Annotated in this window: 23 protein-coding genes and 1 pseudogene; 4 read left to right on the plus strand and 20 right to left on the minus strand. The window is 54.1% G+C overall.

All coding sequences use genetic code 11. The features are described 5' to 3' along the window. Positions 1 to 40: 40 nt before the first annotated feature. From abbA to fadH, 4 genes are all read right to left on the minus strand, one after another. Positions 41 to 244 (minus strand): antirepressor AbbA, encoded by a 204-nt coding sequence (gene abbA, locus BJQ97_RS12190; RefSeq protein WP_160156782.1) that lies wholly within the window; start codon positions 242 to 244, stop codon positions 41 to 43. Between the two features lie 188 nt (positions 245 to 432). Then, on the minus strand, positions 433 to 666 hold the full coding sequence (locus tag BJQ97_RS12195) for a hypothetical protein (RefSeq protein WP_160156783.1): 234 nt from the start codon (positions 664 to 666) through the stop codon (positions 433 to 435). 48 nt (positions 667 to 714) lie between these two features. Continuing rightward, complete coding sequence (locus tag BJQ97_RS12200) at positions 715 to 1,932, minus strand: EAL domain-containing protein (protein WP_160156784.1); 1,218 nt, start codon at positions 1,930 to 1,932, stop codon at positions 715 to 717. A gap of 206 nt (positions 1,933 to 2,138) precedes the next feature. Beyond that, entirely contained in the window at positions 2,139 to 2,906 is a 768-nt protein-coding gene (gene fadH, locus BJQ97_RS12205; protein WP_160156785.1) for a 2,4-dienoyl-CoA reductase, read from the minus strand. Between the two features lie 143 nt (positions 2,907 to 3,049). Between fadH and BJQ97_RS12210 the strand changes: the two genes are divergently transcribed. Both BJQ97_RS12210 and BJQ97_RS12215 read left to right on the plus strand, forming a co-directional pair. Next, positions 3,050 to 3,919, plus strand: a complete 870-nt coding sequence (locus BJQ97_RS12210) for a metallophosphoesterase (protein ID WP_160156786.1) — start codon at positions 3,050 to 3,052, stop codon at positions 3,917 to 3,919. Between the two features lie 69 nt (positions 3,920 to 3,988). After that, positions 3,989 to 4,423 carry a YkyB family protein gene (locus BJQ97_RS12215; RefSeq protein ID WP_160156787.1) on the plus strand — a complete coding sequence of 145 codons (435 nt, stop codon included), beginning with the start codon at positions 3,989 to 3,991 and terminating at the stop codon, positions 4,421 to 4,423. A gap of 309 nt (positions 4,424 to 4,732) precedes the next feature. Here BJQ97_RS12215 and BJQ97_RS12220 read toward each other — a convergent pair whose 3' ends face one another. From BJQ97_RS12220 to corA, 5 genes are all read right to left on the minus strand, one after another. Beyond that, a complete protein-coding gene (locus tag BJQ97_RS12220) occupies positions 4,733 to 6,139 on the minus strand; it encodes a glycosyltransferase family 2 protein (protein WP_160156788.1) in 1,407 nt (468 codons plus the stop codon). Beyond that, entirely contained in the window at positions 6,139 to 7,161 is a 1,023-nt protein-coding gene (locus tag BJQ97_RS12225) for a HEAT repeat domain-containing protein (RefSeq protein WP_160156789.1), read from the minus strand. Before BJQ97_RS12225 ends, BJQ97_RS12220 begins: the two co-directional genes overlap by 1 nt. Next, positions 7,161 to 8,849, minus strand: coding sequence for a GGDEF domain-containing response regulator (locus tag BJQ97_RS12230; RefSeq protein WP_236567252.1), 1,689 nt, complete (start codon positions 8,847 to 8,849; stop codon positions 7,161 to 7,163). The genes BJQ97_RS12225 and BJQ97_RS12230 overlap by 1 nt, the downstream gene beginning before the upstream one ends. A gap of 140 nt (positions 8,850 to 8,989) precedes the next feature. Beyond that, a complete protein-coding gene (locus tag BJQ97_RS12235; protein ID WP_160156790.1) occupies positions 8,990 to 9,640 on the minus strand; it encodes a glycoside hydrolase domain-containing protein in 651 nt (216 codons plus the stop codon). A 76-nt stretch (positions 9,641 to 9,716) separates the two neighbouring features. Continuing rightward, positions 9,717 to 10,715 (minus strand): magnesium/cobalt transporter CorA, encoded by a 999-nt coding sequence (gene corA / locus BJQ97_RS12240; RefSeq protein WP_044736108.1) that lies wholly within the window; start codon positions 10,713 to 10,715, stop codon positions 9,717 to 9,719. A gap of 189 nt (positions 10,716 to 10,904) precedes the next feature. Here corA and BJQ97_RS12245 point away from each other — a divergent pair, with 189 nt between their 5' ends. Both BJQ97_RS12245 and BJQ97_RS12250 read left to right on the plus strand, forming a co-directional pair. Beyond that, on the plus strand, positions 10,905 to 11,132 hold the full coding sequence (locus BJQ97_RS12245) for an IDEAL domain-containing protein (protein WP_044743265.1): 228 nt from the start codon (positions 10,905 to 10,907) through the stop codon (positions 11,130 to 11,132). 153 nt (positions 11,133 to 11,285) lie between these two features. Beyond that, the gene (locus tag BJQ97_RS12250; RefSeq protein WP_160156791.1) at positions 11,286 to 12,443 is read left to right on the plus strand and encodes an aminotransferase A; all 1,158 of its coding nucleotides are present in this window, start codon (positions 11,286 to 11,288) and stop codon (positions 12,441 to 12,443) included. A 238-nt stretch (positions 12,444 to 12,681) separates the two neighbouring features. On the opposite strand, the gene BJQ97_RS12255 is transcribed toward BJQ97_RS12250, so the two are convergent. From BJQ97_RS12255 to odhB, 11 genes and pseudogenes are all read right to left on the minus strand, one after another. Then, positions 12,682 to 13,656, minus strand: coding sequence for a quinone oxidoreductase family protein (locus BJQ97_RS12255; protein ID WP_160156792.1), 975 nt, complete (start codon positions 13,654 to 13,656; stop codon positions 12,682 to 12,684). Beyond that, a complete protein-coding gene (locus BJQ97_RS12260; protein WP_160156793.1) occupies positions 13,653 to 14,435 on the minus strand; it encodes a 2-phosphosulfolactate phosphatase in 783 nt (260 codons plus the stop codon). The genes BJQ97_RS12255 and BJQ97_RS12260 overlap by 4 nt, the downstream gene beginning before the upstream one ends. Before the next feature lie 9 nt (positions 14,436 to 14,444). Beyond that, a complete protein-coding gene (locus BJQ97_RS12265) occupies positions 14,445 to 15,503 on the minus strand; it encodes a phosphotransferase family protein (protein ID WP_160156794.1) in 1,059 nt (352 codons plus the stop codon). A gap of 102 nt (positions 15,504 to 15,605) precedes the next feature. Then, positions 15,606 to 16,190, minus strand: coding sequence for a TetR/AcrR family transcriptional regulator (locus BJQ97_RS12270; RefSeq protein WP_483867021.1), 585 nt, complete (start codon positions 16,188 to 16,190; stop codon positions 15,606 to 15,608). Between the two features lie 91 nt (positions 16,191 to 16,281). Next, on the minus strand, positions 16,282 to 17,901 hold the full coding sequence (locus BJQ97_RS12275) for a long-chain-fatty-acid--CoA ligase (protein WP_160156795.1): 1,620 nt from the start codon (positions 17,899 to 17,901) through the stop codon (positions 16,282 to 16,284). A 26-nt stretch (positions 17,902 to 17,927) separates the two neighbouring features. Then, the gene (locus BJQ97_RS12280) at positions 17,928 to 18,710 is read right to left on the minus strand and encodes an SDR family oxidoreductase (protein WP_160157611.1); all 783 of its coding nucleotides are present in this window, start codon (positions 18,708 to 18,710) and stop codon (positions 17,928 to 17,930) included. Positions 18,711 to 18,730: 20 nt separating this feature from the next. Beyond that, positions 18,731 to 19,942, minus strand: a complete 1,212-nt coding sequence (locus BJQ97_RS12285) for an acyl-CoA dehydrogenase (protein WP_160156796.1) — start codon at positions 19,940 to 19,942, stop codon at positions 18,731 to 18,733. Between the two features lie 189 nt (positions 19,943 to 20,131). Continuing rightward, positions 20,132 to 21,022: pseudogene (locus BJQ97_RS12290) on the minus strand (NAD(P)-dependent oxidoreductase); the annotation flags it as partial. 2 nt (positions 21,023 to 21,024) lie between these two features. Continuing rightward, positions 21,025 to 21,810 carry an SDR family oxidoreductase gene (locus tag BJQ97_RS12295; protein WP_160156798.1) on the minus strand — a complete coding sequence of 262 codons (786 nt, stop codon included), beginning with the start codon at positions 21,808 to 21,810 and terminating at the stop codon, positions 21,025 to 21,027. Between the two features lie 101 nt (positions 21,811 to 21,911). Then, complete coding sequence (locus BJQ97_RS12300; protein ID WP_160156799.1) at positions 21,912 to 22,130, minus strand: hypothetical protein; 219 nt, start codon at positions 22,128 to 22,130, stop codon at positions 21,912 to 21,914. A 119-nt stretch (positions 22,131 to 22,249) separates the two neighbouring features. Then, positions 22,250 to 23,512 (minus strand): 2-oxoglutarate dehydrogenase complex dihydrolipoyllysine-residue succinyltransferase, encoded by a 1,263-nt coding sequence (gene odhB / locus BJQ97_RS12305; RefSeq protein WP_160156800.1) that lies wholly within the window; start codon positions 23,510 to 23,512, stop codon positions 22,250 to 22,252. Positions 23,513 to 23,537 lie beyond the last annotated feature (25 nt).

Raw genomic sequence — 23,537 nt, forward strand, 5'->3', positions numbered from 1 at the left:
AGACTATCGCTTCCTGCGAAGCGATAGTGCACAACAACTTTTATCCTTCCTCTTCCTCTGTCAACAGGCGGTCGTATAAACGCAACAGCTGCCGGTACCGATGTTCATCGACCGCCTTGTCTCCGTTTTCGATATCCGCCAGCTCAGAGCGAATGAGCTCAAGTGCATATTGCTGGCTGAACAAAACGTCAAGCAATAACGCCGCCTCCTCGCCCGACAGCCTTGTCGGCAGCCGCTTCGCCATCTCCATTCCCCCTTTGCCTCTTCCGCTTCCATATATATTCGCCGGCAAAGGAAAAAAGTCGTGGAAAAAACCGTCATTTCCAAGCGACCAAAAAACGGTTTTCTCTCTTTAAAGCAGACAGATGCGTAATATTTTGTGCATGGCGGCCATCAAAAAAAGTGTCCCGCCTCTGTTGGGACACCTTCCTTTCAATAATATCGAAGCGCCAAATAACCGATGGCAAACACAGCAAGCAAGACGGCGAGCACATACGCAAGCAATATCGGGTTGCGCAAATAGGCATGCTCCTCGACCGTTTTCGGGATCGGCCCGTCAAGCTCTCCTTGCCAGCGCTGCTGGCGGCCGAGACGGACCGTATAGATAAATCCAACCACCGCAATCAATACAGAAAGGACAGATAATACGAAAGTCAGCTGTGCCATACGTTTCACCTCATGCTTACTTTGCCGCAATGAGGCGATTTTATGCAATCAATAATGGGCGTCATGCTCAAACAAATAGCTGTACGACAAGTCAATAAACAAGTAATGGCGCTCATCGATCGGATACGAATACGTCCGGATCGTTTCCCCTGTTTCAATATCCGTGTATAAATCGGACAAAATCCCTCTTCGGCGCGAGCGCATACGAATAATGTTTTCCAAAAAATATGGGCGCCAGCTCCAGTTTTTCATATAATATTGCGGCTGAAGCTCCCACCGGCCGCCGCGCTTGAACATATTGCCCGACTGCTGGAAGCCGTCCTCATCACAAACATAAATGCGGAAGCAAACATCGTCGAGCTCGCCGGCCAACAGGAAAATGAGCTCGTTAAAATCGGCGGCTTTTTTGTATTTGCCAAGCAACGCGCTGATCCGCTGCTGAAATTGCTCAGCAATTTGATACAGCGTTTCAAGCTTTTTCTTTTCCTGCTGGATGAAGCGATGGCACTCTTGGCGGAGCAAGTCTTTCAACAAATCGCGCGGTACAACCTCAGGCGCCGGCTTGGCCAAATAATACCCTTGATAATAGCGGCCGCCATGCCGCCAAGCATACTGAAGCTGAAACGACGTTTCGATGTCCTCATACAGGAGCGTCGCTCCGATTTTGCGTGCCAACAGCGAAATCGAGTGAACGATTTCCTGGTATGCTTGATGAACGGACGTTTTCCGCAATTCACGCAAATCGATTTTTAAAATGTCAGGCGACAAGACGCCGATTCGCTCAAGATGAATGCTATGTTCGGCGATGTTGTCGACCGCCACTTTCACACCGTATGTACGAAGATACGTCAATAAATGGCTGAGCTGATCGACGTCTCCCTTGAAATGCTGCTCATTGATTTCCAAAACAATGCGGCTAAGCGCCAACCCTTTCGCTTCATAGGAGAGAAGCAGCTGCAAAAACGATTCGCCGCGGTCAAGCATCAGCAAGTTGGCATCGCGGTTTAAAAAAATGAGCAGCGTTTGATCATCAAGCGACAGAAAATAGTCGAGCGCCTTTTTCGTGACGACATCATCCACTTCGATGCGAAATTCTTCTGGAATGGTTTCATCATGAAAAAACGGTCCAAGGCTGACCGGCCCTGTTTCCGTTTGAAACCGACCGAGCACTTCATAGCCGACGACCCCATGCTCATCGGCGCTGAAAATCGGTTGATAGTGCGGGATCACTTGCGGCAAGTTGGCCATAACGTCTAATGCATCCATCGTGCTCACCTCATTTCCATCGACCATCTTTGCCTTTATTATAGCATATTGCCCAATCGTTCCTGACGCAAAAAAAGCGGCTCCCCTGACAGCAGGGAATCCGCTTGTGACAAAAGCCGTTGCGTGCAATGAGCCGGTTGTCCGCGATATAATGAAGAAATACCGCCTGCAATCCCTTTTGGGTGAAGGCGCATCTGCAAATTTGATTAAAACGGCCGCCGATTTAGCCATTGACCGCCGTCGACAGTGATACAAGCACCGTTGATGTAAGCGGCTTCATCCGAAAGCAAAAACGAAGCGACCGCCGCGATTTCTTCCGGCGTCCCGAGCCGCCCGAGCGGCACGCTTTCCAACGTCATCCGCTCCGCTTCCTCTGATTCCCAAAGCCGCTCCGCTCCGCCGGTCCGTTCGATCGGTCCGGGAGCGATCGCATTGACGCGGAAGCCGTACTTTTTCCCCCATTCCACAGCAAGCGTGCGCGTCATGGCCAGCACTCCAGCTTTCGCGCAAGCGGAATGAATGACCCCGGCGCCGGCATGCCAAGCGTACGTCGCGATAATGTTGATGATGTTTCCTTTTAAACCGCGCTGAATCCAGTAGTTGCCGACTTCCCGGCTGCAGTAAAACGTGCCGTTTAACACAATGTTAATGACGCTGTTCCAGCCGTTGATCGACAACTTTTCCGCCGGGCAAATGAAATTGCCCGCCGCATTGTTGATGAGGGCATCGATGCGGCCGAATTCCGCATCAGTCCGCTCCACCATGTGCGCCACTTGTTCCGGGTTGCGCACATCCATCGGAATCGTAAGCACTTGTCCCCCATCCGGCGCAGCGATTTCCCATTTGGCCTCTTCGAGCGCCTCGGCCCGCCTTCCCGTAATGACGACGTTGGCCCCCTCAGAAACAAACCGCTTCGCCATATATTTCCCCATTCCGCTCGACCCGCCGGTCACAATGATCACTTTTCCGTTCATCCATTTCTCCTCCTATGACTGATTATTCATTCATTTCTATCATACCATAAAATAGTGGAATATTCGAACATCATTGTTCCCCTATTGTCCTTCTCTCCCCCTTTTCGTTATAATAAAGCTACTTGTGAAAGGACGAGGAAACGATGCACCATATCGAAACAACCAAACTAAGCCGGCGCGCCTTTTTGAAAAAGCTGGCGCGTACAAGTTTCAGCGCAGCGCTGGCGACGGCAGCCGCCTCTGGCTACGCCCGCTGGATTGAGCCAGCTGAGCTGACCGTGACGCACCATGCGCTGTCGCATCCGCTGATCCCAAAGTCGTTTGCCGGCGTCAAGCTGCTGCAGTTCAGTGATCTCCATCTCGGCCATTATTACAGCTTGAGACGCTTTTACCGCATTATCAGCCGCATCAACGAACTCAGGCCCGATCTCGTCGTATTCACAGGCGATCTGCTCCATGAGGCGAACCGGTATCCGCACGTCGACGCGGTCGCTGAGGCGTTGGCCAGTGTCCGTGCTCCTATTGGTAAATTTTGTATTTACGGAAACCATGATCACGGCGGCTATGGAACAGATATTTACCGTCGATTGATGGAACGGGCCGGATTCCGCGTTCTCGTCAATGAGCATGCACTCGTCCGACGCGGCCATGACGCGATCGCCATCGCCGGCAGCGACGATATGATGCTCGGACGCCCGGACTGGTCGAAAATGACGAACGGCATTCCGCCGGCGACATATACGATCGCCCTCGTTCATGAGCCGGACGGTGCCATTGAGGCGCGCCGCTTTCCTATTCACGTTCAACTGTCCGGCCATAGCCACGGGGGGCAAATTCAGTTGCCGTTGATCGGGCCCCTCATCACACCGCCGCTGTCTGAGCGGTATTATGAAGGGTTTTACCACGTCGGCGGGCTCTTATTGTACGTCAACCGCGGCCTTGGCACGACGCGGGTGCCGCTTCGCTTCTTCGCTCCGCCGGAGTTGACCGTTTTTTCGCTTACCCCCAGCTAGAGGTAGGACAAACCGTCCAACAACGCCGCTTCCTATGTTATAATAGAAAGAAAAAAAGGAGACATGCCGATGAAACCGGTGCAATTGACGGTCGACAATATTGCCAAAGCGATTTTTACCGTCAACCGCCATGCCAAAACAGCATTGAACCCTTCGTTTCTTTATCTTCTGAAGAAAAAAGCGATCGAGAAGCTGCTTGAGGAGGGCAAAGCGAAAAAAGTGGGCCTCCATTTTTCCCGCAATCCGAAATACAGCCAACAGCAATCCGACGTGCTCGTCGCCGTCGGCGACTACTACTTCCACATCCCACCGACAAAACAAGATTTCGCCGCCCTTCCGCACCTTGGCGCTCTCAACGATTCGTACCGCAACCCTCCGGCTCGGATGCCGCTGTCGGAGGCAAAAGCCATTCTCATCGCCTACACCGGACTGAAGGAAAATCCGGAACAAAAGCCGAAACGACTGACAAGACCCGCATTTAAACGGCTCGGCGACCGCTATTAAGCGGACGCCGGTTTTTTTCAACACGGGCACATCTTAACGCCGGGTCGGCAACAGGGGCATCGATGTCTCATTTGCTTCATGGTTAACCAGCTTTTTCGCCCGCCCTGTCCTGCAATGAAACCCCCTCTCCTTTTCGCTGCAGGAAGAGGCCGGTGAAAAGCAACCATTTTCTCTAAATCGATGATTCTCGAATGAAGAGAAGAACAATATCCATAAGTTTTTTCTATTTGAGGAAAAACATGATTGAGCCGCCTTCCCTGTTCAATCACCGGCCTTCTAAAACAAACAAGCTAGCCGCTGTTCTGTCGGCTACGCTGAGACCCCTTTCCGCTTTATGCTCCCCCATTGCTTTTTTCGGCGCACAGCGTCGATCACCCCCTCGCACCGCCACCAAGCGGTAAGCGGCCGGTACCAAAGCGTCTCGGTCAGCGAGAAGAAAAAAAGCCGCACTAAATCAGAGACGTTCGGGAACTTCCGCTCGGTCCATTCTTCAAGCAAGACGGCAGCGGCCGACAAAAACGAACCGTACAACACAGAAACCGTCAGCAACAGAAGAGCAAACTCCACGTACATGCTCCCGAGAAACAATGAAAAAACAACCACGATATAGCCGATCAATTCAACGACCGGTCCGAGAAGCTCAATGAACCAAAAATACGGCAGCGAAAGAAGACCGATCGAACCGTACCTCGGATTGAACAGCAGCGACCGGTGGAGCCATAAACTCTCAAGCAGCCCGCGATGCCAACGCCGCCGCTGCCGGCGCAAATCCCCATACGTTTCCGGCGCTTCCGTCCAGCAAACCGGGTCAGGGATGTAGATGATTTTTTTCGTCTCGTTTTTTTCCCGCGCCAATCGATGCAGGCGGACAACGAGTTCCATATCCTCGCCAACCGTATCGGCATATCCCCCGGCTTCAATCACCCAATGTTTGGAAAAGACGCCGAACGCTCCGGAAACAATCAGCAGCAAGTTATGTCGGCTTAAGCCGAGACGGCCGAGCAAAAACGCGCGCAAATATTCAATCGTTTGCATAATGACGAGCGGACGCCGCGACAAACCGACCTTGACGATTTCGCCGCGTTCAATCCGGCAGCCATTGGCGATGCGGACGCTTCCTCCGGAAGCAATGACCTCTCCGTCAGATTCAAGCACTGGTTTCATCACCTTCAAAAATGCGCTCCGCTCCAAAACCGAATCGCCGTCAATCGAGCAAATGTATGGATAACGGGCAGCGTTGATTCCAGCGTTCAGCGCATCCGCTTTCCCGCCGTTTTCTTTATCCAGCACAAACAAATGCGGATAATCAGGCGACCGGTAAACCGCTTTGACGTCCTTTGCGTCCAGCTGGCGGCGAATGACGCGATAGACCGGCTTCAGATGAAAATGATCGATCAACCGCTCAAGCGTCTTGTCAGTCGACCCATCATTAATGACGATGACTTCGTACTCAGGGTATTCAATGGCGAGCAGCGACCGCACCGAGCCGACGATGCCGGCTTCCTCATTATAAGCGGGAACGAGAATGGACACCGGTTTGGCATAGCTTGCGTCGAGCAGCTCTTCATACGGCTCCCAATCATCGAGGCGATGGACGCGGCGCAAATGGATAAAAGAGACAATAAGCAAAAAAGCATAAAAAAGGAGAACGATTATCATGTAAATGAGTACAATGTGTCCTGCGATCGAGAGAAACGCACGCCATGCTTCCACCATTATTCCTCCCCTCGAAGCCACTGCCTCGCCATATCGCGGGCGTAACGGTCCGATGCTGTGCGCGCCGCGATGCGCAGCACAGCCCGGCCCCCCGGCAGACGCGCGATGGCCGCCGCCGCTTCGGAACGAACGACAAATGAACGGTCGCTAAGCCGCTCATACAGCAACGGAAGAAGCCGCTCTTCGCGGCATTTTCCCGCAAGACGGGCGGCCATCAGCCGCTCTTGCCAATAGGGGGAGCACAAATGCTGCTCGAGCCTTGCTGCTTCAAGCTTCATGCCGATTTCCGCCATCGCCTTGAGCGCTCGAACGCGGAGCTCCAACTCATCTGATGCCAAGAGCTCCAGCAAAAACGACCGCTCCTCGCGCCGGCGGATGCCGATCATATCCACGAACGCGCATTTCCCCGCCGGCGGCAGCTCATCAAATCGCTGTTCCACCTGCCGAAGCAGCCGCTCACTCATATGGCCAAAAATGACCCGGTACGCAAACTCGGTCAATTCGTATTTCGGCTCAAGCACATAGGCCACCACCGGGCTATAGTCAAATTGGGCGAAAATAGCCAACAGCTTTGCCTCTTCCCCCCTCGTCACCCGGTCGGAGCGGTACAGCCGCTCCATCTCCGGCACCATCACTTTCATCCGCAAGTCCTCGATCAAAAACAGCGCGTTCATCCGCTCGCTCCAATGACGGCTTGACAGCCGGCGGCGCAGCCATCCTTGAAAATGCTCCTCCGCCAACGCCCGGATGCGCGCCTGCACCTGTTCTCCTTTCAAAAGGGCGGCAAAATGGTCAAGCAGTTCGATCATCGCTTCCCGCTCAAGCGGCGAAGCCGGCAACAACAGTTGTTCCTCCTCGCCGAGCAAATACCGAAGCAGCCCAAGCCGGTGTCGTTCCTTATAAGCGCATATCCGAGCTTGGCGCCGGTTTTCCCTCCATTTGCGCACAACCAAATACAGGAACAAATTCGACAACAAGGTGAATAAAGCAACCGCTGCCGCCGTAACGACCAACAGCGCCATTACGCATCCAGCTCCTTCAGCAGCCGGCGCAGCCGCGCCTCAAGCTCAAGCCATTTGAACGGCTTTGTCACATATTCGTCCGCTCCTCGGTTCAGCGCATGGGCAATATCCCGCTCATCTTGGCGCGACGTCAGCATCATCACCTTGTATGGCTTTCGCTCTTGACGAAGGCGGTTCAGCACCTCAAGCCCGTCCATTTTTGGCATCACCCGGTCCAAAATGACGACAGATTGCCGCCCGCTTTGATAAAACGGAGATTCAAGAAACGAAAGGCCGTCGTCGAACTCGCAAATGTCTGCTTCCCTCTTCTGCTCAGCAGCAAGCTTGCAGACAAGATCGGCGATCATCATCCGCACGAGTTCATCGTCGTCTACGATGGCAACCCTCCATCGCCGCCGATCCGTTGGCGCTTGACGGAGGGCCTCATCCGAAGACCCGTTTTCCTCCCGCACCGCTTCTTCGATCCGATTGCCGCCGCCTCGTTTCGCCGCATACAGCGCCTTGTCGGCCAGACGCAGCCAATAGTCAAGCGGCCGATCCGGTTCATCGCACTCGACCAAACCGGCGGAAAACGTACATGATAGAAGTGCGCCATCCGCCTCGACCTTTTCGGCGGCGAACTGGCGCCGCATCCGCTCAAGCACTGCACGCGCCTCTCTTTTGGACGTTTTGGCCAGCCAAACGACAAACTCTTCGCCACCAAAGCGAACGACCGTATCCACTCCACGTGTATGTTGGCGCAAAAAGGCAGCCAGCTTTTGCAACACCGCATCGCCTGCAAGGTGGCCGAAGCGGTCATTGACTTGTTTGAAATGGTCCAAATCAAGCAACGCCAAACAGCTTGGCGCTCCGTAACGCTCGAGGTCGCTCCGAAGACGGACGTATACCCGCGGCAAATACTTCCGGTTGTATACGCCCGTCAATTCATCAATGAGAACAAGGTCATCGATTTTTCGTTTTTTTTCAATGAGCCGGCGAACGCGAACGAACAGTTCATCTGCCGCTGAGATGGTGATGACATCATCCGCGCCAAGCTCATACCCTTTCAACCGCCCCTCTTTGCCCTCGTCCCTGCTCACAATGACAATCGGAAGATAAGGGCGCTGTCCGGCGCGCTCAAGCAAAACCGCCAAGTCCGGATTCTCCCACTCTCCCTCCTTCACGCTGACGATGATGCAATCCAGGCTGATGCGAAACATTGACGCGGCGGCCTGCTGAAGGGAGGGGATCGTCGTGAAACGCCATGGCACGGTTTGCAGGGCGACGCGGACGTAAGCAAAAAACAGGGGATCATTTCCACAAAGGAGAACAGCTGCTTTCGGTCCTTGGCAGTGCGAAGAGGGAATGATGGCAGAAGCCCCTTTGCCGGCTTCATAGAAGCAGCGAAGGAGAGGAGCCATCTCCATCAGCGCCTCCTCCGCTGTCCATTGCCGTTCCGTTTGGCCGTTCAACCGATGAATGAGCCGCTCTGCTTCAGCAGCGATGTCGCTGCGACCAATCACCGCCGCCGTCCGGCCGACAGCATTGAAAAATCGGGCCAATTCCGCACCGTCAAGCGGCGGTCCCGTCCTCCATCGTTCGTACTGTTCGTGGATGAGATCCAACAGCGAGGCGACAGATCGATCCATATTCCCCCCTCCTTTCCGATCACCGCTTTGTTTCGCCACACCGCCCGATTCTCTTTTCATCCCCCTTTTTTCCTAATTACTAATATAATCGATTGACATGAAAAACATGAAAAACATGAAAAGAAAAGCGCGCAACCGTCAACAATTTCAAATGCCTCACACCCCCTAAAAAAGCGGTTGTTTTTTGGCAACGGCTTTGTTCAATACAAAAAATCAAGCAAGCGGCGATCGGCCAAATTCGTATCAACCGGGCACTCTTCCGCATCACGGCCGTACTGCCACACCCAGACGTTCGCGCTGCAAGGCGGGGCGGCAGGCTGGTAGCGCGGCGCTTTCTGCTCTTTCGTCGTTCCCGTCCTTGGGGCGGCGCTCCAAATGACTGCCTGCACCGCCACTTGGTTGTTCCGGCTGACCGCCTCGCAATAGGCGGCAGCGAAATCCCCTTTCGTCGGGTCAGCATACAGACCCGGGCGATATCCGGTCGGATAGAGCGTTTCCACCCAGGCGGCGATCCAAGCGGCATCCACAGGAAAAAAATCTTCAATGTTAGCAAACAGCAGCTTATTTTTTGGAATGCCAAGCCGACGCGCATGGAACAGCGCGTTGCGCGCCGCCACTTGCCCGTTCGCATAGCCGACCGCTTCGCGGAAGGCGTTATAAATCGGCAGCACTTTCACCCCGTAGTTGCGAATGCGGGCGATCTCGTCGCGCGTCAACCCTTCGGACACATTCGGCACTTCCGACAAATAGCGGCCCCAAAATTTCGGATAGCCAAGCTCCGTCCGCACGCATTGAAACAGTTGATCCGTTACGACTTGCGCCGAGTCGACGCCCCAAATTCCTCTTGCCATCGATTCCCCTCCTTCGCTCTTACGCTGCCGTCATGATGTAATTATGTATATGAGGGGAACAGCCTGTTTTATACAGCTATTGGCGGCGCTCCCGCTCCTCCTTCGCCCAGTCGCTTTTCAACAACTGAAACCAGCCGTTGCGCTTAAACCAGACGAACATCGTCATCCCGATCACCGCCATGGCCGCCAATACAACAAAGTATCCGTACTTCCAGTGCAATTCAGGCATATAATCAAAGTTCATCCCATAAATGCCGGCAATAAAGGAGAGCGGCATGAAAATGGTCGTAATGGCTGTAAATGTCATCATAATATTATTCATTCGATTCGAGTTGAGCGATAAATAGCTGTCGCGGATATCCGCGGTAATTTCTCTGTTTGTCTCAATCATTTCCGACAGCTTCAGCAAATGATCATAAATGTCATGAAAGTACAGCTGCCGTTCTTTCATGCGCTGCAGCCGGTCGGAATGGATGATGCGGTACAACAAGTCGCGCATCGGCACGATCGTTCGGCGCAGCTTCGATAAATCGCCGCGGATGTCAAACACTTTTTCAATAATGTCGTGAATCGGTTCATTGTTCGTATTCTCCTCTAAATCGTTCAGCACGTCTTCAATATGATAAAGCGGTGGAAAATAATCATCCACAAGCTTGTCGATCAGCCGGTACATGACGTGAAACGGCCCCTGCTGAATATCTTCTTCATGCTTCAACCGCTCCCACACCTCGTCGACGGCATGAATCGGCGACTTATGAAACGAAACGATGAAGTTTTGCCCGACAAACAAATCGACTTCCTCAGCCTCCAGCGTCATCCCGGCAATGGCATGAAGCACAACAAACAAGTAGCGGTCATAAAAATCGAGCTTCGGCCGCTGCACATATTCGAGACAGTCTTCAATCGCCAGTGGGTGAAAACGGAAAAAGGAGGCGAGCAGCGCCGATTCCTCATCCGTCGGCTCATGAAAGTCAACCCAATACCATGAGACGTCCGGGCTGTTGACAAGCGTTAAGTCAACATCATACAAAATCTCAAATTCTTTTGTCACGACACACGTGCGAATCATCGCCATCACCTTCGCCTTGTTCTCCTCTTATCATAACCGAAAAACTGTTAAGTCCCAACAAAAAACGGGTATAAAAATCATGTAGAGAAAAAATTGACAAAAAATATTTATCTAAATTTTCTTTACATTAGCATCAAAAACGACGATAATATAAGAAAGGGAACTGTTTCGTTCCCATATGGGAGGGACTGAATCATGTACGAAAAACAATACCCGAATGAAGGCGCCGTTTTGTTCAACCAACCGGAAGAAAAAAGCAGCTACGGGCCGATGGCCGAACAAGTGCTGAAAGAAGCGATCTTCCAGTTTCAAAGAAAAAAGCTGATGGAACAAATTGATGAAGCGCTCGCGGCCGGCAACAAGCCGTTGTTTTTCAAGCTTTCCGCCCAATATAACGACCTGTTGAAACAATACGGCGCGTAAAAGGAGCGAACGAAGTTGGAAAGTGAATCGTCAATGACCAAGTGAGCCTCATTTCCGTTTGTGGGAACCATCCGGACGGAAAGGGGCTCATTTTTGTTTTTTCGTTTTCCACGCCAATGGTACAATAGAAATAAAAAAGAAAGGTGGACAACCGTGAAACACCTCATTCAACCACGCGTTCAAGCCATTCAGTTATCAGGCATCCGCCAATTTTTCAACCTTGTCGCCGACCGCCCAGGGCTCATTTCACTTACGATCGGCCAGCCTGATTTCCCAACGCCCGATCATGTCAAAGCAGCCGCTCAGGAGGCAATCGCCGCCGATTTCACGACATATACAGCGAACGCCGGCCTGTTGGAACTGCGCCAGGCGGCTTGCCAATTCGTCGCTGACAAGTACGGCCTTTGCTACACGCCGGACGAAGTCATCGCCACCGTCGGCGCCAGCCAAGCGCTTGATGTTGCGTTTCGCACGATTTTGGAGGAAGGGACGGAAGTGCTTCTTCCCGCGCCAGTCTATCCTGGCTATGAACCGCTCATCCGCCTGTGCGGAGCGAAACCGGTGTACATCGACACAAGACAAAATGGTTTCCGTCTGTCGGCTGAGCTTATTGCGCCTTATATCACGGACAATACGCGCTGCCTCGTTCTTCCATACCCATCAAATCCAACCGGGACGGCGCTGTCGGCCAAAGAGCTTGAGAACATCGCTTCACTTTTGAAAGGACGACCGATTTGGATCGTCTCCGATGAAATTTACAGCGAGCTCGTTTACCGCGGACGCCATCGCTCGATCGCCGAATGGCTGCCGGAGCAGACGATCGTCATCAACGGATTAAGCAAATCGCACTCCATGACCGGTTGGCGCATCGGGTTTGTCTTCGCTCCGGCGTTCGCCGTTGAACAAATGGTGAAAGTGCACCAATACAGCGTCTCGTGCACGTCATCGATCAGCCAAAAAGCGGCGGTGGAGGCGCTGACCGCCGGCAAACACGACGCCGAGGCGATGCGCGCCGCCTACGCCGAGCGGCTTGAGTATGCCTACAGTCGTCTCACCGCCATGGGGCTGCCGGTCGAGAAGCCGGATGGAGCCTTTTACTTGTTTCCGTCAATCGCCGCCTTTGGCATGTCTTCGTTTGATTTTGCTCTCGATGTCGTCGAAAACGCCGGCGTCGCCCTTGTTCCCGGCAGCGCCTTTTCCGAATACGGTGAAGGCCATGTCCGCCTGTCGTACGCTTATTCGCTCGATGTGCTCAAAGAAGGGCTCGACCGGCTCGAGCGGTATATCCAAACGAAGCGCCGCAGACCGTAACGGTTTTCAAAAATCGTATCGGTTTAGGCCGCCATTCCCCCATAAGAAAAAGGCTGTTTTTCTTTCGTCTTTTGTTCACCATTGGCTTTAGGGGAATATACAAGAAAAGGGTGTCCCAAAAGGATCGGGACACCCTTTTCCATCCCCATATATGATCACGAAACAATGAATTATTGACAATATGTTGTATTTCGTTTAAGAGGAATGACGCTTTTGGGTCAACCCTCTCTTCTTTACTTTAGGGGACGAGCAACAGCTTGCCATGCGTTTTCCGTCCTTGCAAAAGCCGATGCACCTCGGCGGCCTGCTCGAGCGGATAAACGCCGCCGATCATCAGCTTCAGGCTTCCTTCCTGCACCCACGCGAGCAATTCCCGCAAACTTTGTTCGTACAACACCCGCTTTTTCATGATTTGCGGCAGGAAAAAGCCGATCACCAACCAGTTTTTCGCCATCAGCCGGACCGGATTGAGACGCGTCATTTCCCCGCTCGCCGCCCCATATACGACTAGGCGGCCGAACGGAGCGAGGCAATCGAGCGTCTGATGAAATACATCGCCGCCCGCCATTTCCAAAGCAACATCGACGCCGCGCCCACCGGTCGCCTCCATCACAGCCGCAGCCCAACTGTCTTTTGTATAATCAATGGCAACATCAGCGCCAAGCTGCTTGGCGAGCGCTCGTTTTTCCTCCGTGCTTGCCGTGGCGATGACTGTTTTGGCGCCGAACCGTTTCGCCAATTGGACGGCAATCGTTCCAACGCCGCCGGCTGCGGCGTGAACAAGCACCGTCTCCCCTTCTTCCAAGCGGCCCATCGTTTTGAGAATATGGTAGGCGCTTAGCCCTTGCACCGGCAAAGCCGCCGCCTGCCGGGCATCCATGCCAGCCGGAAGCGGCACGACCGCCCGTTCATCGACAGCGACAAATTCCGCATAGCCGCCCGATTCGATCAACGCGACGACGCGTTGCCCCGGGCGGACGGTTTGCACCTCCGGGCCGACTTCACGGACAACACCGGCCACTTCCGTCCCGGGTACGAACGGAAGCGGCGTCGGCACGACATAGCGGCCTTCCCGTCGGGCTGTATCCGCATAGTTGACGCCGATCGCTTCAGCTTCAATCACGACTTGCCGCCCCGAGGGCTTCGGACGTTCGCCTTCGCAAACACGCAAGACATCCGGTCCACCGTATTCAACGAATTGGACAAATTTCATGGCGATACCCCCTCTTTCGTTGCTTTTGTTGACGCCATATCGCGCAGTTCCGGGCCGAACGGCCCCAGCTCAAGTTTTGGAACGGCAGAAAGCGACCCGTGCCGGTTGATGTAGTCGATTTCTTTTTCCAAGCCGTACGCCGTCATCCAACGGCCGACGCGCGAGGCAGACAACACTTCTTTCGCCTTTCCTTCATCCGAATATTGCCGGTAAAAGAGCCATGCGGCCGTCGCGCTGTCGGACAGCTCCGCGGCGTTGATCCCTTGCTCGACCAAGCAGTGCACAAAGTAGCCGGCGCCATAAAAGTCTTCTAGGCAAAAACGGCCGGACGAGCCGGAACAAATTACAATGATCGTCTCTTCCTGATGTAAACGGCAAATATACTCGCTGACCGCCGGGCTGTTCAGCAAGCTCGCGGCGTACACCGCGCGAGCCGCTTGGGCTCTGCGAATCGCCACCGTTCCATTGGTCGTCGATAGCACGACTGTTTTCCCTGGACAAACCGTTTGCAAAAACAGCGGCGCCGGCGGATGAAAACCGTCGATCGTCCGTCCTTGGCATTCGCCGACGAGCTCATAGCTGCCCTCTGGCAAGCGAAACGCGATCTCCTTGGCCTCCTCGGCATCGCGCACCGGGATCACTGAACGAGCGCCGGCAGAGAGCACTGCTGTAATAGACGAGGTGGCAAGCAAAACATCAAACACGACAGCCACCTTTCGATCAGCAAGCGCCATCTCATCAATGTCTTCTTTGCGCAGCACGACATGCACTTTTGTCATCACGCCGCCTCACCGTCCTGTCGCCAGCTGCCATGCATGCTCAATGAGCGCTTCGACAAACTGGCCAAAATGGCGAAACCGCTCATCGTTCGTCTGTCCGCGGCGATAGCGGTAATAAATTTGCTGGCAAATGACTGCTAGTTTAAAGTAGGCAAACGTTAAATAAACGTGTATATGAGATACATCACGGCCGCTTTTTTTCGCATACGCCTCAATAAACTGCTCGCGCGTATAAAAACCGGGACGGACGGTGGCCGGCGCGCGGCCAAATCCATTTTTCACAAGCGGCGGATCATCTTCTTCAATCCAATAACTCATCGCCACCGCTAAATCGGCAAGCGGATCGCCGACGGTCGACATTTCCCAGTCAAACAAACCGACCATTTTCGTTACGTCATCTTTGGCAAACAAAGCGTTGTTCAGCTTAAAGTCATAATGAATCACCGTTGCTTCGCGCTGCGGTGGGATGTGGGAAGCGAGCCACTTCATCAGCGCCTCGGCTTCCGGAATATCATCCGTCTTGGCCCGCTCATAGCGCTGAATCCATCCGTGCACTTGCCGCTCCATAAACCCATCCGGCTTCACCATCTGCACAAGGCGCGTTTGGGTATAGTCGATTTGGTGGATGCGGACAAGCGTCTCGACCATCGTCTCGGAGATGCCGCGGCAAACCTCCTCCGTTGGAGTGATGCCGTCAGGAAAATCGCTGTCAATCACGACGCCATGCCGCCGCTCCATGACGAAAAACGGGCTCCCGATCACCGATTCGTCTTCGCAAAAATAGAACGGTTTCGGTGCGAGCGGGAACAGCGGATGGATTTCCGAAAGCCATATGCTCTCCCGCTTCATATCATGCGCTTTTGGCGGCACTGGGCCCAACGGCGGCCGGCGCAGCACCGCCTCCCACTCTCCGCAGCGGAGCAAATACGTCAAATTCGACCGGCCGGCGGAAAATTGCTGGATCTCAAGCTCCCCATCCGGCATGTCCGGCAGAACCGTGCGCAAAAACTTGGCCAGCTTCCCTGCCGGCAGTTCTTCCCCCTTGCGCACTGGAATAATCGCTGTCATCTCTCTCTTTCCCCCTTGGTCAACAATTCAAGCGCGCCATGCTGCCGCACGGACAGCGTCCATTGATCCCCCCATCGGCTCGGCACTTGTTTGTCTCTCTTGTCACTCGGTTTTCGAGACAGACGACGCGCTCATGCCATCAAGCAGAATCACCACCATCTGTTTCGCCACCTCGGCATCGGTCAGCTCACCGTCCGGGCGAAACCATTGGTAGCTCCAATTGGCCGCCCCAAGCACGGTAAGCGTGGCGATCGATGGCGACAAATCGCGGCGCAGTTCACCGCTTTTCATTCCTTCCTCAATTAACGCCTGCAACCGATGACGAAACAAATCGCGCTTTTCTTTTACTTTGTGTAAATGCTCCTCATTCAAATGTTTCATTTCGCGAAAAAAAATGCGCGCTTCCCGTCCTTGCCGTTCGACATTATGGATGAGCATGAAGATAATATCATATAGCTTCTCCCGCACCGAGCGCTGTTGATCGCTTATAATGCGCTCCTCTTCGTCAAGCAGCCGTTCAATGTAGCGAAGGTGAATATCCATCAACAGTTCTTCTTTGCTTGTAAAATAGTAATAAAACGTCCCTTTTGTCACCCCAAGGGCGTCAACGATGTCTTGGATCGATGTTTCGCTAAACCCATTTTGCTCAAATAGTTCGATGCTGACAGCCATAATTTTCTCCTTCACGTTTTTACACCTCTTGTCTAATATGGTTGCTGTCAGCTATTGTACCATAAAACGGCCAAGCCCGCTTCGGACTTGGCCGAAAGCCGCAACGTTATTGCGATCGGGACGCTTCTTCACGCAAGGCGCGGCGCAAAATTTTCCCGACGTTCGTCTTCGGCAGTTCGGCACGGAACTCGACGATGCGCGGCACTTTGTACGCCGCTAAGTTTTTCCGGCAATGGGCAAGAATCTCTTCTTCACTTGCCTGCATTCCATCTTTTAAGACGATGATCGCCTTCACCGTTTCGCCGCGGTATGAATCAGGCACGCCAACCGCCGCTGCCTCTTTCACCGCTGGATGTTCGTACAGCACTTCTTCTATTTCACGCGGATAAATGTTATAGCCGCCGGCGATGATCAAATCTTTTTTCCGATCGACGATTGTCACATACCCTTCCTCGTCGATTGAAGCCAAATCGCCAGTGTACAGCCAGCCGTCGCGCAACGCCGCCGCCGTTTCTTCCGGCATATTCCAATAGCCTTTCATCACTTGCGGTCCGCGGATAATCAGCTCGCCGACTTCGCCTGGCGGCAACTCTTGCGTACCGGTCGCCACGTCGACGACTTTGTACTCAGTCAGCGGCATGCCGATGCCAACCGTGCCCGGCTTGCGCGCCGCAAACGGAGGATTGCAATGCGTCACTGGCGAGGCTTCGGACAATCCGTATCCTTCAAGGACAACCGCTCCCGTTTTCGCTTCGAAATCGCGCATCAATTCAAGCGGCATCGGCGCGCTGCCGCTGTTGCATGTTTTAATGCTGCCGATGCCGTACTGCTCAACCCCCGGCGTATTCGTGATGGCGACATACATTGTCGGCACGCCTGGAAACACGGTCGGCTGCCTGTCGCGAATCGTCTCCAACACTTCTGTCAGATCAAAGCGCGGCAGCAAAATGTTTTCCGCCCCTTGGTAAATGGCCAAGTTCATTCCCGACGTCATCGCAAACACGTGGAACAACGGGATGACGGTCAAATATCGCTCTTTCCCGAACTCAAATGTCCCTTTGAAAAATTCGGCGCACTGCAAGACGTTAGCGAAAATGTTGCGGTGGGTGAGCATCGCTCCTTTTGAGCGCCCCGTCGTCCCGCCAGTATATTGCAACACCGCGACGTCGTGCGCCGGCTCGATCAGCACCGGGCGCACCGCACCGCTTCCTGCGGCAAGAAATTCGTCAAACGTGACATCTCCTTCATCCAGCGCAACGGATGGCGGCGCTCCGAAGCTGACGGTGACCGCCTGCTTGACGGCCGTCTCACCTCTGACGGCGGCAAGGCACGGATAAAGCGGTTCGTAAATGACGATCATCTCTGCTCCGGAATCGTTCAGCAAATAGGAAAGCTCACGTTCGACAAGCATCGGATTCACTTGGGTGACGATGGCGCCCGCCTGCAAAATGCCATAGTAAGCGATGACATATTGCGGGCAGTTCGGCAGCATGATCGCCACACGGTCGCCTTTTTGCACTCCAAGCGCCTGCAGACTCGAGGTGAAGCGGTTGACCGCCGCCTCAAGCTCGGCGTACGTCATCGTCTTGTCATAGAACGTCAGCGCCGGCTGGGAGCCGAATTCCGCCGCCCGCTCATGCAGTACATCGCATACCGTTTTGTCGGGAATATCCATATTGAACGAAATGTGCTCCGGATAAAGAGACAACGCCCGTTTCTTGCTCATTTGCGTTTCCCCCTTTTTTCATTTTGTTAAATGCCGGTCGCATGGCTGCCGCCATCAACAACTAACAGCGCCCCCGTGACAAACGCAGACGCCGGCGAGGCGAGAAACAAGACAGCCCCCTTCAAATCATCGTCTCCGCCAAAGCGGCCGAGCGGCGTATGCTCGAGCACTTTGTTCCCCACTTGTTCAAGAATGACTTTTGACATTTTCGTCGGGAAAAAGCCCGGCGCCACCGCGTTGACGCGAATGCCGTATCTGCCCCATTTGGCCGCTAAATCGCGCGTAAACGTAATGACCGCGCCTTTGCTTGTGTTGTAGCCGATCGTATTTAAAATGTCCGGGTGCGTGCCGCCAAGGCCGGCGACGGAAGCGATGTTGACAATGGCGCCGCCCGTTTGTTTTTCGATCATCACCTTGCCGACCGCCTGGCTCATGAGAAACGTGCCGGTAACGTTGACGTTGATCACCTTTTGCCATGCTTCAAGCGGCATTTCCTCGACCGGCGCTCCCCACGTCGCTCCGCTGTTGTTGACTAAAATGTCGATGCCGCCAAACTCTTTGACGGTCGTTTCGACGACATGTTTGACCTCCTCTGGATTCGTCACATCGCACTTTAGCGCCAGCGAGCGGACGCCGAGTTGTTCAAGCTTTTCTTTCACTTGCTCACACGCTTCCACTTTCCGCGAACAAATAACGACGTTCGCCCCGGCTTCGGCAAGGCCGACGGCGATTTGCTCGCCGAGCCCGCGCCCGCCGCCGGTCACGATGGCGGTTTTTCCTTCGATTTTGAATAAATCAAGCACATGCATAATGGCCACTTCCTCTCCCTTTATTGTTGATATGGCCGCAATTCAAGCTTGGCAACTTGCTCTTTATGCACTTCATCCGGTCCGTCGGCCAAACGAAGCGTGCGCGAGTTCGCCCACATGGCGGCAAGCGGAAAATCGTTGCTCACCCCGGCGGCGCCGAACGCTTGAATGGCGCGGTCGATGACTTTCAAAGCAACGTTGGGCGCCACTACTTTAATCATGGCAATTTCTTTGCGCGCCGCCTTGTTGCCGACCGTATCCATCATGTACGCCGCCTTTAGCGTCAGCAGGCGCGCCTGCTCAATCTCAATGCGCGACTGGGCGATCCAGTCTCGGATGACGCCGTGTTCAGCGAGCGGCTTGCCGAACGCCACCCGCGACTGTACACGCCGGCACATGAGTTCAAGCGCCCGCTCCGCCGCACCAATCAAGCGCATGCAATGGTGAATCCGCCCCGGGCCAAGCCGACCTTGAGCGATGGCGAACCCTTTTCCTTCGCCCCAAATGATGTTTTCTTTCGGCACGCGCACATGGTCATACGTAATTTCGGCATGCCCGTGCGGCGCATGGTCAAAGCCGAACACCGGCAGCATCCGTTCGATTTGCACTCCTGGTGTATCGAGCGGAACGATGATCATCGACTGTTGCTCATGTTTTGGCGCATTGGGGTTCGTTTTTCCCATCACGATGGCGACTTTGCAGCGCGGGTCGCCAGCCCCGGACGACCACCATTTCCGTCCATTGATGACATACTCATCACCGTCGCGGACGATCGAGGCGCGAATGTTCGTCGCATCGCTTGACGCAACGTCCGGCTCGGTCATCGAAAAGCAGGAACGAATTTCCCCGTTTAACAACGGGATCAGCCATTTTTTCTTTTGCTCCTCTGTGCCGTAGCGGACGAGCACTTCCATATTGCCGGTATCCGGCGCATTGCAGTTGAACACTTCCGGAGCGATGAGCGAACGGCCCATAATTTCGCAAAGCGGCGCGTATTCGACGTTCGTTAATCCCGCGCCGTATTCGCTGTCTGGCAAAAACAAATTCCACAGCCCTTCTTTTTTCGCCTTTTCCTTCAATTCTTCCATGATCGGCGGCACGCCCGACCATCTCGACTCTTGGGCGTTCAGCTGTTCCTCATACACCCTCTCATTCGGATAAATGTACTCCTCCATGAAAGCGCTTAATTTTTTGATCAGCTCTTTTACTTTTGGTGAATAGGAAAAATCCATATACTCCCCTCCCTTTATACCAACCGGTTAGTATGTTCTTTCTACTTCTACTATACCTCTATGAGAAGAAATATTCAATATTTTTAGATAAATACCCCCTGAATTTGCGCTCTCCTCTTTCCCTGCTTCCATTTGAGAAGCAGGCGGGACAGAACGAAGAGGATAAAAAAGGGCGAACAACCGCCCCGCCTACACCTCGATATACCGTTTGTACAGCGCTTGCGTGCCGCTGTTTTCCTCGCCGGCTTGCGCCAACTCTTCGTACAGTTGTTTCGCCAGCGAAAGTCCCGGCAGCGGCAAGTTCATCCGCTCCGCTTCCTCAAGCGCAATTTTCATATCTTTGATGAAATGCTTAATGTAAAATCCGGGCGCAAAATCGCCAGCCAGCATGCGCGGCGCCAAGTTGCTCAGCGACCAGCTGCCAGCCGCCCCTTTGGCGATGCTCTCAAGCACTTTGAACGCGTCAAGCCCGGCTCGCTTCGCATACGCCATCGCCTCGCACACCCCAATCATGTTCGTCGCAATGGCGATTTGGTTGCACATTTTCGTATGCTGGCCGGCTCCGGCTCCTCCTTGCCGCACGATGTTCGTGCCAAGCCGCTCGAGAATCGGCTTGCACGCCAAAAAGACATCCTCGTCGCCGCCGACCATAATCGTCAACGTTCCTTCGCGCGCGCCGATGTCGCCGCCGGACACCGGAGCGTCCAAAGCGTGAATCCCCTTTTGCTTGGCCGCTTCATAAATGGACTTCGCAAGCGTCGGCGTTGACGTCGTCATATCGATCACATATGTTCCTGACCGCGCGTTCTCCAAAATGCCGCCTTCGCCGAAATACACTTGCTTGACATCGTGCGGATAGCCGACCATCGTAATGACGACATCCGACTCCCGCGCCAAGGCGGCGACCGTTTCCTTCCACACCGCTCCTTCTTGAAGCAAGCCTTCCGCCTTTTCTTTTGTGCGCGTATAGACGAGAAGCGGATAGCCCGCCTTCAACAAGTGGCGCGCCATGCTTTTCCCCATGACGCCAAGGCCGATGAATCCGATCGTTTTCATCCGGTCTCCCCTCCTGTCGGTTTGCCTTAAAGCGCTCTCACCATGCCGCCATCGACGATGAGAGCTTGACCGGTGACGTACGAATTCGCTTCGGACAACAAGAAGACGACAACATTGGCAAACTCTTCCGGGGTTCCGTAGCGGCCGAGCGGAATAGCGCTTTTCATGCGCGCTTCCATTTCTTCTTTCGTAATGCCGAGTTTCTCGGCATTCACTTTGTCCAAAAAGGCAACGCGCTCCGTCGCGATCCGACCAGGAGCCACTGTATTGATTAAAATGCCATCCGGCGCCAGTTCCACAGCAAGCGTTTTCGTCAGCCCGACGATGCCGGTGCGGAACGTGTTGGATAAAATGAGCCCCGGAATCGGCTCTTTAATCGATGATGAAGCGATGTTGACAATTTTCCCCCCCTTTTTCTTTAAGTAAGGGAGCGTTTCGCGAATGAGACGAATATAGCTCAACAAATTGAGCTCAAACGCATATTGCCAGTCTTCGTCGCTCACCGTTTCAAACGTTCCCGCCGGAGGGCCGCCGGCGTTGTTGACGAGCAAATCGATCGTCCCAAACGTCTCGACCGTTTTGGCGACAAGCTGGCGAATGTCGTCGGCGTTGGTGACATCTGTGCGCGTATAAGCGACGCGCCCCTTATGTAAACTATTCAACTCTTCCGCCACTTCCCGCAGTTTTTCCTCGTTTCGGCTCGTGATCATGACGTTCGCCCCTTCAAGCACAAGCGCTCGCGCGATCGCCTTGCCAAGACCTTGGCTCGAGGCAGCGACAAGCGCCGTTTTTCCGGCCAATCCAAGTTCCATACGAATCCCTCCAACAAAAGAATGGTGTTAAGTAACCATATTCGCGCTCATTCGTCATTTTCCTTCTTTCGATCAGCGAAAAAAGTGATCCGCTGGGCGGATCACCTCTCTTCGAAAAGCGACCGAAACCGTTTCATCCCTTCCTCAACGTCAAGGCGATCAACGTGAAACGGATTCGGATTGGCTGCCTGCATCGGATCAGCGTCCGTCCGCACCCCAATCGCCTCGGCGCCATCGGCGGTCGGATCATTCAAGATGTTTTCGCGGGCGCCGTCGCGGTAAAACATGTGCGGGTGATCGTTTCGTCCACGCTCTGGCATCGAATCTGCTCCTTTTTTCCAGTAGTTTTCCGCAAGACAAGGAAAAGCATTCGCCAGCTTGCCATGGCCGGCGAAAAAGAAGGAGCCTGCACATCGCAGGCTCCCCTTTTCCTTTCTAATCAGCTTTCAAGCAGCAAATCTTCCGGATTTTCGATCAAGTCTTTCACCGTTTTTAAGAACCCTACCGCCTCTTTGCCATCGATGATGCGGTGGTCGTATGACAAGGCAACGTACATCATCGGACGGTTTTCGATCCGTTCCTCATCGACGGCGACCGGGCGCAGTTTGATCGAATGCATCCCTAAAATGCCGACTTGCGGCCCGTTGAGAAGCGGGGTCGACAACAGTGAACCGAACACGCCGCCGTTGGTGATCGTAAACGTGCCGCCTTGCAAATCGGCAAGCGACAACTTATTGCTGCGCGCCTTCGCCGCCAATTCAGCGATGTCGCGCTCAATTTCGGCGAAGCTTTTCCGGTCGCAGTCGCGCACAACCGGGACGACAAGCCCTTCGTCCGTCGACACGGCAACGCCGATATCGTAATATTTTTTCAGCAAAATTTCATCGCCTTGGATCTCCGCGTTGACGTACGGATATTTTTTCAGCGCGGCGACGGCTGCTTTGACGAAAAACGACATAAAGCCCAAGCGGACGTCATGCTCCTCGAAAAATTTATCTTTTTTCCGCTTGCGCAGATCAATGACCGCCGACATGTCAATTTCATTGAACGTCGTCAGCATCGCGGTCGTTTGCGTCACTTCAAGCAGCCGTTTGGCGATCGTTTGCCGGCGGCGCGACATTTTTTCGCGAATCACCGGCTTGCCAGCCTCGGCGGCTGGAATGGCGGCCGGCGTCGGCACGGCTTGTGGAGCCGGCTGCGGCGCAACGGCCGGTTGGGCGGCAAACGAAGCGACGTCTTGTTTCCGGACGCGCCCGAGCGGATCAACCGTTGGCACTTGTGTTAAATCGATCCCTTTTTCACGCGCCATCTTCCGAGCCGCCGGCGAGGCGATCGGGCGTTGGCCTGAGGCTTGGGCGACCGCAACCGGCTGCGGGGCGGCCTGTTCAGCTTGGTCGGCCGGAGCGGCCGGTTTTGGTTCAGCAACCGGCTGCGGGGCAGCTTGCGGAGCGGCAGTCGGTGCTGCCGCTCCTTCGCCGATAATGGCGATCGCTTGGCCAACCGCAACCGTATCGCCTTCATTGGCAAGCAGCTGCTGCAAAACACCCGACTCTTCCGCCATAATTTCCACGTTCACTTTATCCGTTTCAAGCTCGCAAATCGTTTCTCCTTTTTCCACGTAGTCGCCCGGTTTTTTTAGCCATTGGGCGATCGTTCCCTCCGTGATGGATTCTGCTAACTCTGGGACTTTGATCTCAGCCACGTTGATGCCCTCCTCAAATGTTCCG

The sequence above is a fragment of the Geobacillus sp. TFV-3 genome, assembly GCF_009901865.1.
In the GTDB taxonomy this organism is placed as follows: Bacteria; Bacillota; Bacilli; order Bacillales; family Anoxybacillaceae; genus Geobacillus; species Geobacillus thermoleovorans_A.